Origin of the sequence: Enterobacter sp. RIT418, from assembly GCF_003057745.1 — a bacterium.
Classification (GTDB): domain Bacteria; phylum Pseudomonadota; class Gammaproteobacteria; order Enterobacterales; family Enterobacteriaceae; genus Enterobacter.
This window is the reverse complement of record NZ_QBJD02000001.1, coordinates 315,519-329,627: the sequence shown is the minus strand read 5'-3', so window position 1 is coordinate 329,627 and position 14,109 is coordinate 315,519. Positions and strand designations below refer to the sequence as shown.

The window sequence follows — 14,109 nt, the reverse complement described above, 5'->3', positions numbered from 1 at the left end:
GAAACACGTGCGGCACCAATCGTTACGTTTAGTTATACACAACTGAAAAATTCGCTACGGAATTAGCCGGTCCCGCCGTCACCGATAGCGCCGTTGAAATATACTGCGCGTAAAAGTTGAGGGTATTATCCGCCGTGCTGCTCAGCGAATAGGCGTAGCTATTGCTGCCCTGCAAAGGCAAATCGACCTTATCGGCGGTCATCAGGTTAATGGCAACGCCCGTTGCGGCCCCCTGAACGGAGGAGTCAATGGCAAGCAGGTTCGCGTTGCTGGCGTCCGGCGTGCCGTCAAACCGCACTTTGGCCGTGCTTACCGCGACCGGGCAGTTTTTCAGCACAATGGCGAACTGCGTGGCGGCGGTTCTGGAACCGGCTGCGGTAAAATCGTTTTTATAGTAATCCCCAAGCACCACCACCTGATTCTGAGAAGCCACCGCGACGTCGCACGCGGAGTCCAGAATATTCCCGGAAAAATTAACGGTTCCTGCGGCCCCCATTGCCGCGGACGTCGTGAGTGCCAGTCCGGCTGCGGCAATAACTTTATTTATCATCATTGTTTAACTCTCCATTTCTTTATTTATGTGTAATCAGCGCGCAGCAGAAAATGATAAAAGAAAGATAAGCTCATTCTTTTATGAATAATTTTAGATTGCGTCACCGCGTCAACTGGTCAAAATTTATATAATCGCCTTCGCAAAGACAACTGATTTAGGGTCTAGCTGTAGACTGCCGCTTAACGAAAACTCAACATTTCAATTCTGATTAAATTATTGGCCATGCGCATAGGTCTATTAATAGACTCAATCACAACACGATAACTTTCAGCGAGTTATATTCAATTCCACGACGGGTCTACTTTTAGACTTTGGCAAACCATTTCGCGAATGATTAATTTCTAAGATAATTCCTTATGCGATGCGAAAAACGATCGCACCTGTAATGTGAGGTATCTTATGAATACGCGCTTAGCCGCGCCGCCGAACCGTTCCGGTTCATCGGTACTTGAATTAAAACCCTTCGGGCATATTGAGACGCTGATTTCACGAATTTTGCCTTCCGCGGAGCGGGCGGTGATCGGCCGGGGAGAGGTGGTGCATTATTATAGAGACGACGTTCGCCAGTGCTTTTTACTTTTACAGGGCAGCGTGGCGCTTCACCGCCGCGGCGACGGCATTGTATTAAACTCAGAATCCGCCCCCTTTATTTTAGGCGTCAGCAGTCAATTCTCATCCGAGCATCTTTACGTTCGCGCCATCGAAACGTCAGAATTGGCCCGCGTACCGCTGGAGGCGTTCAATCACATCGTTGCGCAGCAGGATCTCTGGGAGCATTTTTCGAAACTGCTGATTTATACCGCCTCGCGCGTGTACGAGCACTGCGCGCAAATATCGCAGATGTCGGCCTACGACATCATTCGCTTTCAGCTTGTTGAGCTGATGCAGGAAACGGAGGCAATACGTAACAATATTACGGCGGCAGCGTATATCAAAAGCCGAACCTACCTTTCGCGCAGCGGCATTATGCGAATTTTGGCCGAACTGCGCACCGGGAAGTACATCACGATGGAGCGCGGCGTGCTGCTGGACATTCACCATTTGCCACGAAAATACTGACGGCAGGACGTGCCTGCAAAAGAGAGCAACGCTATAATATAAGAGGTCATTTTTTAGGTTATCGACGATGTCTTCATCTGAAAACCCTCACCGCGGTTCCCCCTACGCGCAAGCGCTTATCAACCATTTGCTGCCCTACTGCACGCCGCGCAAAACCGCTCGCGGGGAACAGCTCGATCTCCAGGTTAACGGCCAGGGAATGTGTTATTTACTGCTGGAAGGTACGGTTGCGGTATACCGCAGAAGCGATGCGATGATGCTGTCCACCGCCCGCGCGCCGGCCGTTTTTGGCATCGCCAACCTGACGGATATTTATTTCGACGATTATTTTAAAACCGTTACGCCCTGCACGATTGGCGTGATCCCTGCAGAGCGCGTACACGAGATCATCAATGAAAAATCGCTGTGGGGGCTTTTCTCAAAGCAGCTGATGTTCGTCTACAGTCGGCTGTATAAAAATATCATGCCCCAGGGCGCGCCAACGGCTTACGAGATGATTCGCCAGCAGCTGCTCAAGCTAATGGACGAAGATGAACACTACCGGGCCAGCATCACGGCAGAGCGCTATATCAGAGAGAAAACCCAGCTTTCGCGCAGCGGCGTGATGCGCATCCTGGCCGATCTCCGGACGGGGGGATTCATCGACATTGAGGAAGGGAAGCTGATCAGGATAAACAAGCTTCCCGCGAAATACTGAACGTCAGAGACAAAAAAGGCCGCAAACGCGGCCTTTTTCTCAGGGTCAATGGACGTGAACGCCCAACCGCCAGGCAAAGTAAATCTCTTCTTTGAGCTCGTTAGAAGAGAGCGCGAGCAGATCGGTAAACTCAAGCTCAAGCTGTTTCAGCTTTTTCAGGTACTGAGCCGGAGAGAGGTTGCTCTTGTCGCGACGTAAATATTCAATGGCCAGCTGGGTTGGGGTTATTTCGGTATCCATAATGTCCTCGGTGTTAGTACAAAACATCGCCAGTATATCACACTCTGCTGACGATTTTTTGACCACAGGCAAAACATGGTGAAACGCTACACCACCGCCGTCGTCAGCCGCGACGAACAGCACAGCCGTTCCTGCTCGTCGAGAATGTCGATTTGCCAGACCTGATGGCGACTGCCGGCGTGGAGCGCGCGGCAGATGCCCCGCACGCGGCCGCTGCGCACCGAGCGGAGGTGGTTGGCGTTCACCTCCAGCCCGACGACCTTTTGTTCGCCCTCGGTGCATAAATATCCCGCCACCGACCCCAGCGTTTCGGCGAGCACCACCGACGCCCCGCCGTGCAGCAGGCCAAACGGCTGGTGGGTGCGGCTATCAACGGGCATGGTGGCTTCCAGTTCGTTCTCGCCGATGCGGGTAAACTGGATATCCAGCAGGCCAACCATGTTCTCTTTGCCCATCGCATTGAGCGCGTCAAGCGTCACCGTGCGTTTCCAGATCATCCCATAATCTCCAGTAAAGCCTGTAGAGGATGGCGTACGCCGTTGCCCTCAACGCGCTTCACCTGGCTGCGGCAGGAATAGCCCGTCGCCAGACAGCGGTTTCGCGGCAGTCGCTGCATCGCCTGATGCCACGACAGCTCGTAGATGCCGAGCGAGCTGGCGTGATTTTTCACTTCGTGTCCGTAGGTACCCGCCATGCCGCAGCAGCCGACGCTAACGTTCTCCAGCTTCGCGCCAACGCGGGCGAAAATGGATGACCACTGCGCGGGCGCGCCCGGCAGCGCCGTCAGCTCGGTGCAGTGGCCGAACAGATACCAGGGTTCGCCGCTGACATCCGCACGGGTCGTATCCTGCAGCGCCGACGGCAGCCATTCATGGACCAGCATCACGTGGAAATCCCCGCGCTGCTCGCCAAGCGCCTGCTTGTACTCGTCGCGATAGCAAAGCACCAGCGCCGGATCGACCCCTACCATCGGCATGCCAAGCTGCGCCACGCGGTTGAGGAACTCAGCCGTTTTGCGCGCGGTTTTGGCGAAGCGGGTCAGGAAGCCTTTAATGTGCTGCGCTTTACCGTTAGGAGAAAACGGCAGGACGACCGGCTGATAGCCCAGCTTTTCCGCGAGGCGAATAAAATCGGCCACCACCTGGGCATCGTAATAGCTGGTAAACGGATCCTGCACCACCAGCACAACGCGGGACTTCTGCTCGGGCGTTAAGGCCTCAAGCTGTTCAAGCGTCATGTTCGCCGAGCGGTGTCCCACCAGCTGGCGCTGGAGCGACGGCGCTGAGAGCAGCGGCAGATCCACCATCCCAATGTGCTTTTCGGACAGCTTGCGCACCAGGGGCTGATTAATAAAGAAGTTGAAGGTCTTCGGCGCGCGCGCCATCAGCGGGGCGTAGCTTTCCACCGTCGCCACCAGATGATCGCGCATCGGGCGCAGATAGCGCGTGTGGTAAAGCTGCAGGAAGCGAGAGCGAAACTCCGGCACGTCGATTTTAATCGGGCACTGCGTCGAGCAGGCTTTGCAGGCCAGACAGCCGGACATCGCCTCTTTCACCTCGTGTGAAAAGTCGTACTCGCCTTTGTTCGCGTGCCAGCTGTTGCGGGTGCGCTCGATAAGCCCGCGCAGGCTGGCGCGTTTTTCCGGCAGCTCCTTTTCCAGCTTCAGCGGATCGACGCCGCGATCGGCCAGCAGGCGCAGCCACTCCCGCACCAGCGTCGCGCGTCCTTTCGGAGAATGAATGCGGTTGCTGGTGATTTTCATCGACGGGCACATCGGGCTGTTCACGTCGAAGTTAAAGCACAGGCCGTTGCCGTTGCACTCCATCGCGCCGCGCCAGGCGCCGCGCACGGCCACCGGGATCTGTCTGTCGTACGTTCCGCGCTTGACTGCGTCAACCTTCAGCATCGGCGCGTCCACGCCTTCCGGCGGGCAAATCTTTCCGGGGTTGAGGCGGTTGTCAGGATCGAATGCCGCCTTCACCTTGCGCAGCTCGCCGTAAAGCTGCTCGCCGAAGAACGCCGGGCTGTACTCCGCGCGGAAGCCTTTGCCGTGTTCGCCCCACAGCAGGCCGCCGTATTTCGCCGTCAGGGCGACAACCTCGTCGGAGATCTGCTTCATCAGGATCTCCTGCTGCGGGTCGCACATGTCCAGCGCCGGGCGCACGTGCAGTACGCCCGCATCAACGTGGCCGAACATGCCGTAGCTCAGGCCGTGGTTGTCCAGCAGCGCGCGGAACTCGACGATGTAGTCCGCCAGATGTTCGGGCGGGACGCAGGTATCTTCCGCAAAGGGAATGGGCTTGGCCGCCCCTTTGGCATTCCCCAGCAGCCCGACCGCTTTTTTACGCATCGCGTAGATACGCTCAATGCCGGAGAGGTCGTTACACTGCTGCCAGCCAATCACCCCGCCCTCGCCGCTGGCGATGAGCGCGTCGAGGCGCTGGCAAAGCGTGGTGACCTGTTCGTTAATCAGCGCTTCGTCATCGCCGGCAAACTCGACGATGTTGAGGCCGAGCATCTCGCTGTCCGGCACGTCGGCAATCAGCTCGCTTACCGAGTGCCAGACGATGTCTTCCCGGGCCAGGTTCAGCACCCTGGAGTCGACGGTTTCCACCGACAGCGCCCGCGCCGCCACCATAAACGGCGCGTTGCGCAGCGCGGAATCAAAGGAGTTGTATTTGACGTTCACCAGGCGACGCACCTTCGGCAGCCGGGTGATGTCCAGACGCGCCTCGGTAATAAACGCCAGCGTGCCTTCGGAACCGGTCAGCACGCGGGTCAGGTCAAACTGGCTCAGGTCATCGTTAAACACGTGGCGCAGATCGTAGCCCGTCAGGAAGCGGTTCAGCTTCGGGAATTTATCGAGGATCAGCTGGCGGTTGTCGCGGCAGCGCTCCAGCACGGTGCGGTAGATGCGCCCGGTCACGGTGCTCTCTTGCGCCAGCGTTTCCGCCAGCGCCACCGGCATTGGCCGGGTATCAAGAATATCGCCCCCCAGCAGCACGGCGCGCACGCCCATCACGTGGTCGGAGGTTTTGCCGTAGACCAGCGATCCCTGGCCGGAGGCGTCGGTGTTGATCATCCCGCCAAGCGTAGCGCGGTTGCTGGTCGACAGCTCCGGCGCGAAAAAGTAGCCATAGGGTTTTAAATACTGGTTGAGCTGGTCTTTGATGACGCCCGCCTCAACGCGCACCCATCCCTCTTCCGGGTTAATTTCGATGATGCGGTTCATATAGCGGGACATGTCAACGATGATACCCTGGTTCAGCGCCTGTCCGTTGGTGCCCGTCCCGCCGCCGCGCGGGGTGAAAATCAGGGAGGTAAAGCGCTCCTGCGACGCCAGCCGCGCAATCAGCGCGACGTCCGCCGTCGAGCGGGGAAAAACGACCGCATCGGGAAGAAGCTGGTAGATACTGTTGTCTGTCGCCATCGTCAGCCTGTCGGCGTAGTTCGTGGCGGTATCCCCCGTAAAACCCTGTTGCTCCAGCGCCTGCAAAAAATTAAGCACCAGCTGAACGACGCCGGGTGCCTGAGAAATTTGTGGGATCATGACCGTCGACCCTAATAAGAGGTGTGAAATCGTTTGCGTTGTGTCTCAACTTTTTATCACATTTTTTTCTTATGTGCTTAGCTGAATTACAGGCACAATCCGCCTGTCAAAAATGGCTGCTATCGCCAATGATTAATGATACGTGGCCAGGGTTTCCGCCAGCCGATCTGGCGTTTATTTAAGGAAAGATACTTTTATGGTCAATCTTCGTCAGCCCAGGGACGTTGCGCAAATTCTGCTGTCGGTGCTGTTCCTGGCCCTCATGATTATTGCGTGCCTGTGGATTGTTCAGCCTTTTATTCTCGGTTTCGCGTGGGCGGGCACGGTGGTGGTTGCCACCTGGCCGGTGTTATTACGCCTGGAGAAATTGCTGTTTGGCCGCCGCAGCCTTGCGGTACTGGTCATGACGCTGCTGCTGTTCCTGCTGTTTATTATTCCTGTTGCCCTGCTGGTTAACAGCCTCGTTGATTCCAGCGGCCCGGTGATCCGCGCCGTCAGCAGCGGCGATCTGACGCTACCCGACCTGGCCTGGCTGAACAGCATCCCGGTGATCGGTGCCAAGCTTTACAGCGGCTGGCACAGCCTGCTGGAGATGGGCGGCAGCGCGATCATGGCAAAAGTGCGGCCGTATATTGGCACGACCACCACCTGGTTTGTCGGCCAGGCGGCGCACATTGGGCGCTTTATGATGCACTGTGCGCTGATGCTGGTCTTTAGCGCCCTGCTGTACTGGCGCGGCGAGCAGGTGGCCCTGGGCGTGCGCCACTTTGCTACCCGTCTGGCGGGTAAACGTGGCGACGCGGCCGTTCTGCTGGCCGCGCAGGCCGTTCGCGCCGTCGCGCTCGGCGTGGTGGTGACCGCGCTGGCGCAGGCCGTACTGGGCGGCATTGGCCTGGCAATCTCCGGCGTGCCTTACGCCACCGTCTTCACCGTGGTGATGCTGATGACCTGCCTGGCACAGCTGGGGCCGCTGCTGGTGCTGGTTCCGGCCATCATCTGGCTGTACTGGACGGGTGATACGACCTGGGGAACGGTGCTGCTGGTCTGGAGCTGCGTTGTCGGCACGATGGATAACGTGATTCGTCCGATATTGATCCGCATGGGTGCCGACCTGCCGCTCATCCTCATTCTCTCCGGGGTCATCGGCGGCCTGATTGCGTTCGGCATGATTGGCCTGTTTATCGGCCCGGTGCTGCTGGCCGTCACCTGGCGCCTGTTCTCAGCCTGGGTGCATGAAATTCCCCCTCCGGGAACGGACCCGGACCTCATCCTCAGCGAGCTGGAAGCGCTGGAAGATCAAAACAAGCAGTAAGCGTTTTGCCGGGTGGGTTAGCTCACCCGGCGACCACACGATATATAAGATTTTCTAAACAATATATTCTCTCACCACTGGTCAGACCCGCTGTTTCAGCCCCCATATCGCTATTGCACCCTATAAATCTTTACGTCTCTTTAACTATTGAGACGAATCTGATCGACGCTAAAAGTTGAGATGCCTACTATTAGGACACGGTTATAAATCAACATCTTGATTTATAAGCATGGAATTCCCTGAGTGAAACAACGAATTGCTGTGTGTAGTCTTTGCCCATCTCCCACGATGGGCTTTTTTTTATTCAAAATTCGCTCCTCGGCTACATCTCATTCCTTTGAACGAATCCTGTAATCATTAAAACCTGGCATAAACCCTCATCCCATTCATTAACTAAATAATTGATTTAATTGAATTTAGTGTTAATGTTTTTTCACAAAAGGAGGGGGTATGTATCACAAACCTGTCAGGTTCGATCCCATAAAGCCGGGGGGATTACGCCTTTTAACCCTGGGGGAAATTAACCTCGCCAGTTCGCTCTTTGATTTCAGCATTCATTACAATCAGGTCTGGATTCACAGAGGCAGCTACCTACCCTTTAACCTGCAGGACAATCTCACCGCTATGACGCCAAACGGAGAAGTCTGGTTTCAGGAAGGCATTTATGAAGACGATTTTTCGATGCCGCTGCGAGACAGAGTGGGGCAACAGCATTTATTTCTTCACGAAATGATGCACGTCTGGCAGAAACAAAGGGGGATGTGGGTTAAAACCAGGGGTATATTCTCATGGGCCGCCGACTATTCATACAGCTTAGATAAGTGCAGTCTTGCTGATTACTCAATGGAACAGCAGGCCTGTATCGTAAGCGATTACTGGTTATTTAAGACCTATGGTTTTTATCAAAACAGCTATTTAATCAAGCTAAGAGATTATAACCCTTCCCAGCATGACGGTACTTTATTGGATAACTACAAACAAGTGTTAGGAAATTTTCCATCATGAAGAGGAGCTTAGCATTAGCTATACTCTTACTTACCGGTTGCCCAACGGGTGAATATTTTGGCGCCGGGGCATGGAGGCCTATTTATATAAATGGCAGCAACATCTGTTTTACTGTCAAAAAAGAAGATGAATTACGTCGCTATTCGCTGGCCGAAAATGGTCACAACTACAAGAAACTGATTGGAGAAGAAGGCGTTAGTTTATTTTATCCTAATACCTGTTTCACTCTTCACCTTGAGAAAGGCGTTATTTATGCTGCCACCTATACGATCGAGAATACCCATTACGCATACTCTTTTATTATTGACAGTGAAGGGAATACGGTAGACTTAAGGAGATAGTGCAATGTCCCTACCAGCTTATATGTTTTTATATGACGAAAATGGAATGTTAGTGAGTGGACCATGCTCAACCCCAGGCAGGCTGGGGGCCGTTGAAATTATGAGTAGTAGTTTTGGTGTTGCCCAACCTGTAGATAGCCACACGGGAAGTATGTCAGGAACTCGACAGCATCACCCTCTCATTCTCCATAAGTACATTGATAAAATGAGCCCTTACCTGGCCGTATGCGTATGTGAAGGTCGCAGACTGCAAAAAGCCGTCATTAGATACTACGAAATTAACGATGCCGGAATGGAACGCGAACTTTACCGACTCACACTTGACGGCGTTGTTATTATGAGCGTAAATGCGAACCACAGCTACATTCCAGGATCTCACTCAGCCAATATGCTTGAGACAGTGTCCATCCGTTTCAGAGGCATCGAGTGGCTCTATTTAGACGGTGTAATCAAATATAGTGATTCCTGGCTTAAAAAACAGGAACAATAAAATCAATAAACATGCGATATGATTTTGTATAAAAATGAAAAAGGGGGAGAGCTTACGCACTTCCCCCTTCTATTAAATAATAATTAAACGTTACTTATTCAGCTCTGCCAGGCTCAGCCAGGTTTGCACCACGGTGTCCGGGTTCAGGGAGAGGCTATCAATCCCCTCTTCCATCAGCCAGGCGGCAAAGTCTTCGTGGTCGGACGGACCCTGACCGCAAATCCCGACGTATTTCCCCTGCTTTTTCGCCGCGCGAATAGCCATTGAGAGCAGCGCCTTCACCGCCTCGTTACGCTCGTCGAACAGCTCGGAGACTACGCCGGAGTCACGATCCAGGCCCAGCGCCAGCTGCGTCATGTCGTTGGAGCCGATAGAGAAGCCGTCGAAGTGCTCAAGGAACTGGTCCGCCAGCAGGGCGTTGGACGGAATTTCGCACATCATGATGATCTTCAGCCCGTTCTCGCCGCGCTTAAGCCCCTGACGCGCCAGCTCGTCCACCACCGCTTTAGCCTGCTCCACGGTGCGAACGAACGGCACCATGATTTCAACGTTGGTCAGCCCCATGTCGTTGCGCACGCGCTTCACCGCCTCGCACTCCAGCGCGAAGCAATCGCGGAAGCTGTCGGACACGTAGCGTCCGGCGCCGCGGAAGCCCAGCATCGGGTTCTCTTCTTCCGGCTCGTAGCGCTCGCCGCCGACCAGATTGGCGTATTCGTTAGACTTAAAGTCCGACAGGCGCACGATAACGCGTTTCGGATAGAACGCCGCGCCCAGCGTGGCAATCCCCTCCGTCAGGCGGCCGACGTAGAACTCTTTCGGCGAGTCATAGCCCTTCATCATCTCGCGGATGTCGTTCTGCAGCCCGGCGTCCTGGTCGTCAAACTCCAGCAGCGCGCGCGGGTGAACGCCGATCATGCGGTTGATGATGAACTCCAGACGCGCCAGCCCGACGCCCTCGTTCGGCAGGCAGGCAAAGTCAAACGCGCGGTCCGGGTTGCCGACGTTCATCATGATCTTCAGCGGCAGGTCCGGCATGGTATCGACGCTGGAGCTTTTCACGCTGAAATCCAGAATATCGGCATACACGTAGCCGGTGTCGCCTTCCGCACAGGAGACGGTCACCTTCTCATCGTCCTTCATGCGTTCGGTCGCATCGCCGCAGCCGACCACCGCAGGAATGCCAAGCTCGCGGGCGATGATCGCCGCATGGCAGGTACGCCCGCCGCGGTTGGTCACGATAGCCGCCGCTTTCTTCATGATCGGCTCCCAGTCCGGGTCGGTCATGTCGGTTACCAGCACGTCACCCGGCTGGATGCGGTTCATCTCGCTGATATCGTGGATCACTTTCACCGGGCCTGCGCCGATGCGGTGACCGATTGCCCGGCCTTCCGCCACGATTTTACCCTGCGCGTGCAGCGTATAGCGCTCCATCACCTGCCCGCGCGAGCGAACGGTTTCCGGACGCGCCTGCACGATGAACAGCTTGCCGGTGTTGCCGTCTTTCGCCCATTCGATATCCATCGGACGGCCGTAGTGTTTCTCAATCTGCACCGCCTGCTTCGCCAGCTCTTCCACCTCGGCGTCGGTCAGCGAGAAGCGGTCGCGCTGCTCCTGCGGTACATCTTCAATTTTTACCTGCTTGCCATGCTCCTGCGTCGGGGCATAGATCATGCGGATTTTTTTCGAGCCCATGGTCCGGCGCACCACCGCCGGGCGGTTGGCCGCGAGCGTTGGCTTGTGAACGTAAAATTCGTCAGGGTTTACCGCGCCCTGCACCACCATTTCGCCCAGCCCCCACGCGGAGGTGATAAATACTACCTGGTCGAAGCCGGATTCGGTATCAATCGAGAACATCACGCCGGAGGAGCCCACGTCGGAGCGCACCATGCGCTGCACGCCCGCAGAAAGCGCGACGCCGCGGTGGTCATAGCCCTGGTGTACGCGGTAGGAGATGGCGCGGTCGTTAAACAGGGAAGCAAACACGTGTTTAACCGCCACCAGCACCGCATCGTAGCCCTGAACGTTGAGGAACGTTTCCTGCTGCCCGGCGAAGGAGGCGTCCGGCATGTCCTCTGCGGTGGCGGAAGAACGCACGGCAAACGAGGCCTGCGCGTCGTCCGCGGAGAGCTGGTTGTAGGCGTCATGAATGGCTTTTTCCAGTTCCGGCTGGAAAGGTGTGTCGATAATCCACTGGCGGATTTGCGACCCGGCTTTGGCAAGCGCGGTGACGTCATCAATATCCGTTTTATCCAGCAGGTCGTAAATGCGCTGGTTCACGCCGCTCTGGTCTAAAAACAGGTTAAACGCGTCGGCAGTTGTGGCAAACCCGTTCGGTACGGAGACGCCCATACCCGACAGATTTGTAATCATTTCACCCAGGGAGGCATTTTTGCCTCCAACTCTGTCTACATCATTCATGCCGAGTTGGTTATACCAAAGCACCAGCGGTGACGAGCCATTGTTGGACATCGAAACAATCCTTTTGTGATATTTGATCGGAGTAAGAAACACCTGACTACGTATTTATACTGGCATATTTGTTTGCGCTAAAAAAACGGTGAATCGTGTAAGCAATTTAAATTTTCAACTTTTCGGACAGATTCCCATCAAACGCTAACCCGATGATTCCTATAGATTCCGGCAAAAACCACAAAAATAAAGCCGCTATTCGAAAAATGAAATCCGCTTTTCAGTAAAATCAAAAATGCCGTTTCATTTATAATTATGAGAAGTTCTTTGCTGTAGAAATTACTTTTTTAATTTATGCTTTCAGGCAATTAGGTACGCTATTCAGGGTGAATAAAATGGATAATGCTGTCGATCGCCACGTTTTTTATATTTCTGATGGTACGGCGATCACCGCCGAAGTGCTGGGGCACGCGGTGATGTCGCAGTTTCCGGTTTCGATTAACAGCATCACGCTGCCGTTCGTGGAAAATGAGAGCCGCGCCCGGGCCGTAAAGGACCAGATCGACGCCATCTTTCAGCAGACCGGCGTGCGTCCGTTGGTTTTCTACTCCATCGTTATTCCTGAAATTCGCGCCATCATTCTGCAAAGTGAAGGCTTTTGCCAGGATATCGTGCAGGCGCTGGTCGCTCCCCTGCAGAGCGAATTGAAGCTTGACCCCACGCCGATCGCGCACCGAACCCACGGACTGAACCCCGGCAACCTGACCAAGTACGATGCGCGAATCGCCGCCATTGACTACACCCTGGCCCACGATGACGGCATTTCGCTGCGTAACCTCGATCAGGCGCAGGTAATTTTGCTCGGCGTCTCGCGCTGCGGAAAAACCCCCACCAGCCTTTACCTGGCGATGCAGTTTGGCATTCGCGCGGCCAACTATCCGTTTATTGCTGACGACATGGATAACCTCGTTCTGCCCGCCGCGCTTAAGCCCCTGCAGCACAAGCTCTTTGGCCTGACCATCAACCCGGAGCGGCTGGCCGCCATTCGCGAAGAGCGCCGCGAAAACAGCCGCTATGCCTCCATGCGCCAGTGCCGAATGGAAGTATCAGAGGTTGAAGCCCTGTACCGTAAAAACCAGATCCCGTGGCTGAACAGCACCAACTATTCCGTGGAAGAAATTGCCACCAAAATCCTCGATATTATGGGGCTGAATCGCCGCATGTACTAATATGCTAGTACATTAATTACATTTCAGGTATCATGATGCGCATCGTCGGGGCGCGTTCGCCCCGAACTTGAAATCAGCAGGGATTGGTTTAATGTGATGCCCATCACTTCCCGGTAGTCTGCCGATGAAGCAAAAAATTTCTGAGATATCCCATGAATAAAACCGACGAACTCCGCACGGCGCGCATTGATAGCCTGGTCACACCGGCCGAACTGGCGCAGCGGCACCCCGTTTCCGCTGAGGTGGCGGAACACGTGACGGCCTCCCGCCGCCGCATTGAAAAAATTCTTAACGGCGAAGACAAGCGTCTTCTTGTCGTCATCGGCCCCTGCTCCATCCACGATCTGGATGCGGCAATGGACTACGCAAAACGTCTTCAGGGCCTGCGCGATAAGCATCAGGATCGCCTTGAGATCGTTATGCGCACCTACTTTGAAAAGCCGCGCACCGTCGTGGGCTGGAAAGGGCTGATTTCCGACCCGGACCTCAACGGCAGCTACCGCGTGAATCACGGCATTGAGCTGGCGCGCAAGCTGCTGCTGCAGGTGAACGAGCTTGGCGTACCGACCGCCACCGAGTTCCTGGATATGGTGACCGGGCAGTTTATCGCCGATCTCATCAGCTGGGGCGCGATTGGCGCACGTACCACCGAAAGCCAGATCCACCGCGAAATGGCCTCGGCGCTCTCCTGCCCGGTTGGCTTTAAAAACGGCACGGACGGCAACACGCGCATTGCTGTAGACGCCATTCGCGCGGCGCGCGCCAGCCATATGTTCCTCTCCCCTGACAAAAGCGGGCAGATGACCATTTACCAGACCAGCGGCAACCCGTATGGCCACATCATTATGCGCGGCGGCAAAAAGCCAAACTACCACGCGGAAGATATTGCCGCCGCCTGCGAAACGCTGGCCGAGTTCGACCTGCCGGAACATCTGGTGGTGGATTTCAGCCACGGCAACTGCCAGAAGCAGCACCGCCGCCAGCTGGACGTGTGCGATGAGATCTGCCAGCAGATCCGCAGCGGCTCTACCGCCGTCGCGGGCATTATGGCGGAGAGCTTCATTAAGGAAGGCACGCAGAAAATCGTGGCCGGCCAGCAGATGGTTTACGGCCAGTCGATTACCGATCCGTGCCTGAGCTGGGAAGACAGCGAGCTGCTGGTGGAAAAACTGGCGGCGGCGGTCGATACGCGCTTCTGAAATTCAGCCCTTCTCCCTCTCCCCG

13 protein-coding genes and 1 other RNA gene are annotated in these 14,109 nt (G+C 55.4%); 9 read left to right on the top strand and 5 right to left on the bottom strand.

The window, feature by feature from the left end; translation table 11 throughout:
- Positions 1–28: 28 nt before the first annotated feature.
- Positions 29–550, bottom strand: coding sequence for a fimbrial protein (locus tag DBY73_RS01640; protein WP_112009612.1), 522 nt, complete (start codon positions 548–550; stop codon positions 29–31).
- Positions 551–952: 402 nt separating this feature from the next.
- Here DBY73_RS01640 and DBY73_RS01635 point away from each other — a divergent pair, with 402 nt between their 5' ends.
- Positions 953–1,612, top strand: a complete 660-nt coding sequence (locus DBY73_RS01635) for a helix-turn-helix domain-containing protein (protein WP_112009479.1) — start codon at positions 953–955, stop codon at positions 1,610–1,612.
- 67 nt (positions 1,613–1,679) lie between these two features.
- Positions 1,680–2,309 (top strand): helix-turn-helix domain-containing protein, encoded by a 630-nt coding sequence (locus DBY73_RS01630; RefSeq protein ID WP_112009478.1) that lies wholly within the window; start codon positions 1,680–1,682, stop codon positions 2,307–2,309.
- A gap of 45 nt (positions 2,310–2,354) precedes the next feature.
- Here DBY73_RS01630 and DBY73_RS01625 read toward each other — a convergent pair whose 3' ends face one another.
- The 3 genes from DBY73_RS01625 to DBY73_RS01615 all read right to left on the bottom strand — a co-directional run bounded on the left by DBY73_RS01625 (position 2,355) and on the right by DBY73_RS01615 (position 6,099).
- Entirely contained in the window at positions 2,355–2,549 is a 195-nt protein-coding gene (locus tag DBY73_RS01625; RefSeq protein WP_003857766.1) for a YdiH family protein, read from the bottom strand.
- Positions 2,550–2,635: 86 nt separating this feature from the next.
- Entirely contained in the window at positions 2,636–3,046 is a 411-nt protein-coding gene (menI, locus tag DBY73_RS01620) for a 1,4-dihydroxy-2-naphthoyl-CoA hydrolase (protein ID WP_112009477.1), read from the bottom strand.
- Entirely contained in the window at positions 3,043–6,099 is a 3,057-nt protein-coding gene (locus DBY73_RS01615) for an FAD-binding and (Fe-S)-binding domain-containing protein (protein WP_112009476.1), read from the bottom strand. The genes menI and DBY73_RS01615 overlap by 4 nt, the downstream gene beginning before the upstream one ends.
- Before the next feature lie 196 nt (positions 6,100–6,295).
- Between DBY73_RS01615 and ydiK the strand changes: the two genes are divergently transcribed.
- From ydiK to tssD, 5 genes are all read left to right on the top strand, one after another.
- A complete protein-coding gene (gene ydiK / locus DBY73_RS01610; protein ID WP_112009475.1) occupies positions 6,296–7,411 on the top strand; it encodes an AI-2E family transporter YdiK in 1,116 nt (371 codons plus the stop codon).
- A 197-nt stretch (positions 7,412–7,608) separates the two neighbouring features.
- An RNA gene (rprA, locus tag DBY73_RS01605) (antisense sRNA RprA) lies at positions 7,609–7,715 on the top strand.
- Positions 7,716–7,861: 146 nt separating this feature from the next.
- A complete protein-coding gene (locus tag DBY73_RS01600; protein WP_112009474.1) occupies positions 7,862–8,416 on the top strand; it encodes a type IV secretion protein Rhs in 555 nt (184 codons plus the stop codon).
- Positions 8,413–8,757: a putative T6SS immunity periplasmic lipoprotein gene (locus DBY73_RS01595; protein WP_112009473.1), complete on the top strand. Its 345-nt coding sequence runs from the start codon at positions 8,413–8,415 to the stop codon at positions 8,755–8,757. Before DBY73_RS01600 ends, DBY73_RS01595 begins: the two co-directional genes overlap by 4 nt.
- A gap of 4 nt (positions 8,758–8,761) precedes the next feature.
- A complete protein-coding gene (gene tssD, locus DBY73_RS01590) occupies positions 8,762–9,247 on the top strand; it encodes a type VI secretion system tube protein TssD (RefSeq protein WP_112009472.1) in 486 nt (161 codons plus the stop codon).
- Positions 9,248–9,337: 90 nt separating this feature from the next.
- On the opposite strand, the gene ppsA is transcribed toward tssD, so the two are convergent.
- Complete coding sequence (gene ppsA, locus DBY73_RS01585; protein WP_112009471.1) at positions 9,338–11,716, bottom strand: phosphoenolpyruvate synthase; 2,379 nt, start codon at positions 11,714–11,716, stop codon at positions 9,338–9,340.
- 335 nt (positions 11,717–12,051) lie between these two features.
- Between ppsA and ppsR the strand changes: the two genes are divergently transcribed.
- Positions 12,052–12,885 carry a posphoenolpyruvate synthetase regulatory kinase/phosphorylase PpsR gene (gene ppsR / locus DBY73_RS01580; RefSeq protein WP_112009470.1) on the top strand — a complete coding sequence of 278 codons (834 nt, stop codon included), beginning with the start codon at positions 12,052–12,054 and terminating at the stop codon, positions 12,883–12,885.
- Between the two features lie 152 nt (positions 12,886–13,037).
- Positions 13,038–14,084: a 3-deoxy-7-phosphoheptulonate synthase AroH gene (gene aroH, locus DBY73_RS01575; protein ID WP_112009469.1), complete on the top strand. Its 1,047-nt coding sequence runs from the start codon at positions 13,038–13,040 to the stop codon at positions 14,082–14,084.
- Positions 14,085–14,109 lie beyond the last annotated feature (25 nt).

Excerpts from the sequence above, each read along its gene's own strand:
- menI (WP_112009477.1), bottom strand. The coding sequence starts at position 3,046 with ATGATCTGGAAACGCACGGTGACGCTTGACGCGCTCAATGCGATGGGC.
- DBY73_RS01630 (WP_112009478.1), top strand. The coding sequence starts at position 1,680 with ATGTCTTCATCTGAAAACCCTCACCGCGGTTCCCCCTACGCGCAAGCG.
- ppsR (WP_112009470.1), top strand. The coding sequence starts at position 12,052 with ATGGATAATGCTGTCGATCGCCACGTTTTTTATATTTCTGATGGTACG.
- DBY73_RS01625 (WP_003857766.1), bottom strand. The coding sequence starts at position 2,549 with ATGGATACCGAAATAACCCCAACCCAGCTGGCCATTGAATATTTACGT.
- ppsA (WP_112009471.1), bottom strand. The coding sequence starts at position 11,716 with ATGTCCAACAATGGCTCGTCACCGCTGGTGCTTTGGTATAACCAACTC.
- tssD (WP_112009472.1), top strand. The coding sequence starts at position 8,762 with ATGTCCCTACCAGCTTATATGTTTTTATATGACGAAAATGGAATGTTA.
- ydiK (WP_112009475.1), top strand. The coding sequence starts at position 6,296 with ATGGTCAATCTTCGTCAGCCCAGGGACGTTGCGCAAATTCTGCTGTCG.
- DBY73_RS01600 (WP_112009474.1), top strand. The coding sequence starts at position 7,862 with ATGTATCACAAACCTGTCAGGTTCGATCCCATAAAGCCGGGGGGATTA.
- aroH (WP_112009469.1), top strand. The coding sequence starts at position 13,038 with ATGAATAAAACCGACGAACTCCGCACGGCGCGCATTGATAGCCTGGTC.
- DBY73_RS01615 (WP_112009476.1), bottom strand. The coding sequence starts at position 6,099 with ATGATCCCACAAATTTCTCAGGCACCCGGCGTCGTTCAGCTGGTGCTT.
- DBY73_RS01635 (WP_112009479.1), top strand. The coding sequence starts at position 953 with ATGAATACGCGCTTAGCCGCGCCGCCGAACCGTTCCGGTTCATCGGTA.
- DBY73_RS01640 (WP_112009612.1), bottom strand. The coding sequence starts at position 550 with ATGATAAATAAAGTTATTGCCGCAGCCGGACTGGCACTCACGACGTCC.
- DBY73_RS01595 (WP_112009473.1), top strand. The coding sequence starts at position 8,413 with ATGAAGAGGAGCTTAGCATTAGCTATACTCTTACTTACCGGTTGCCCA.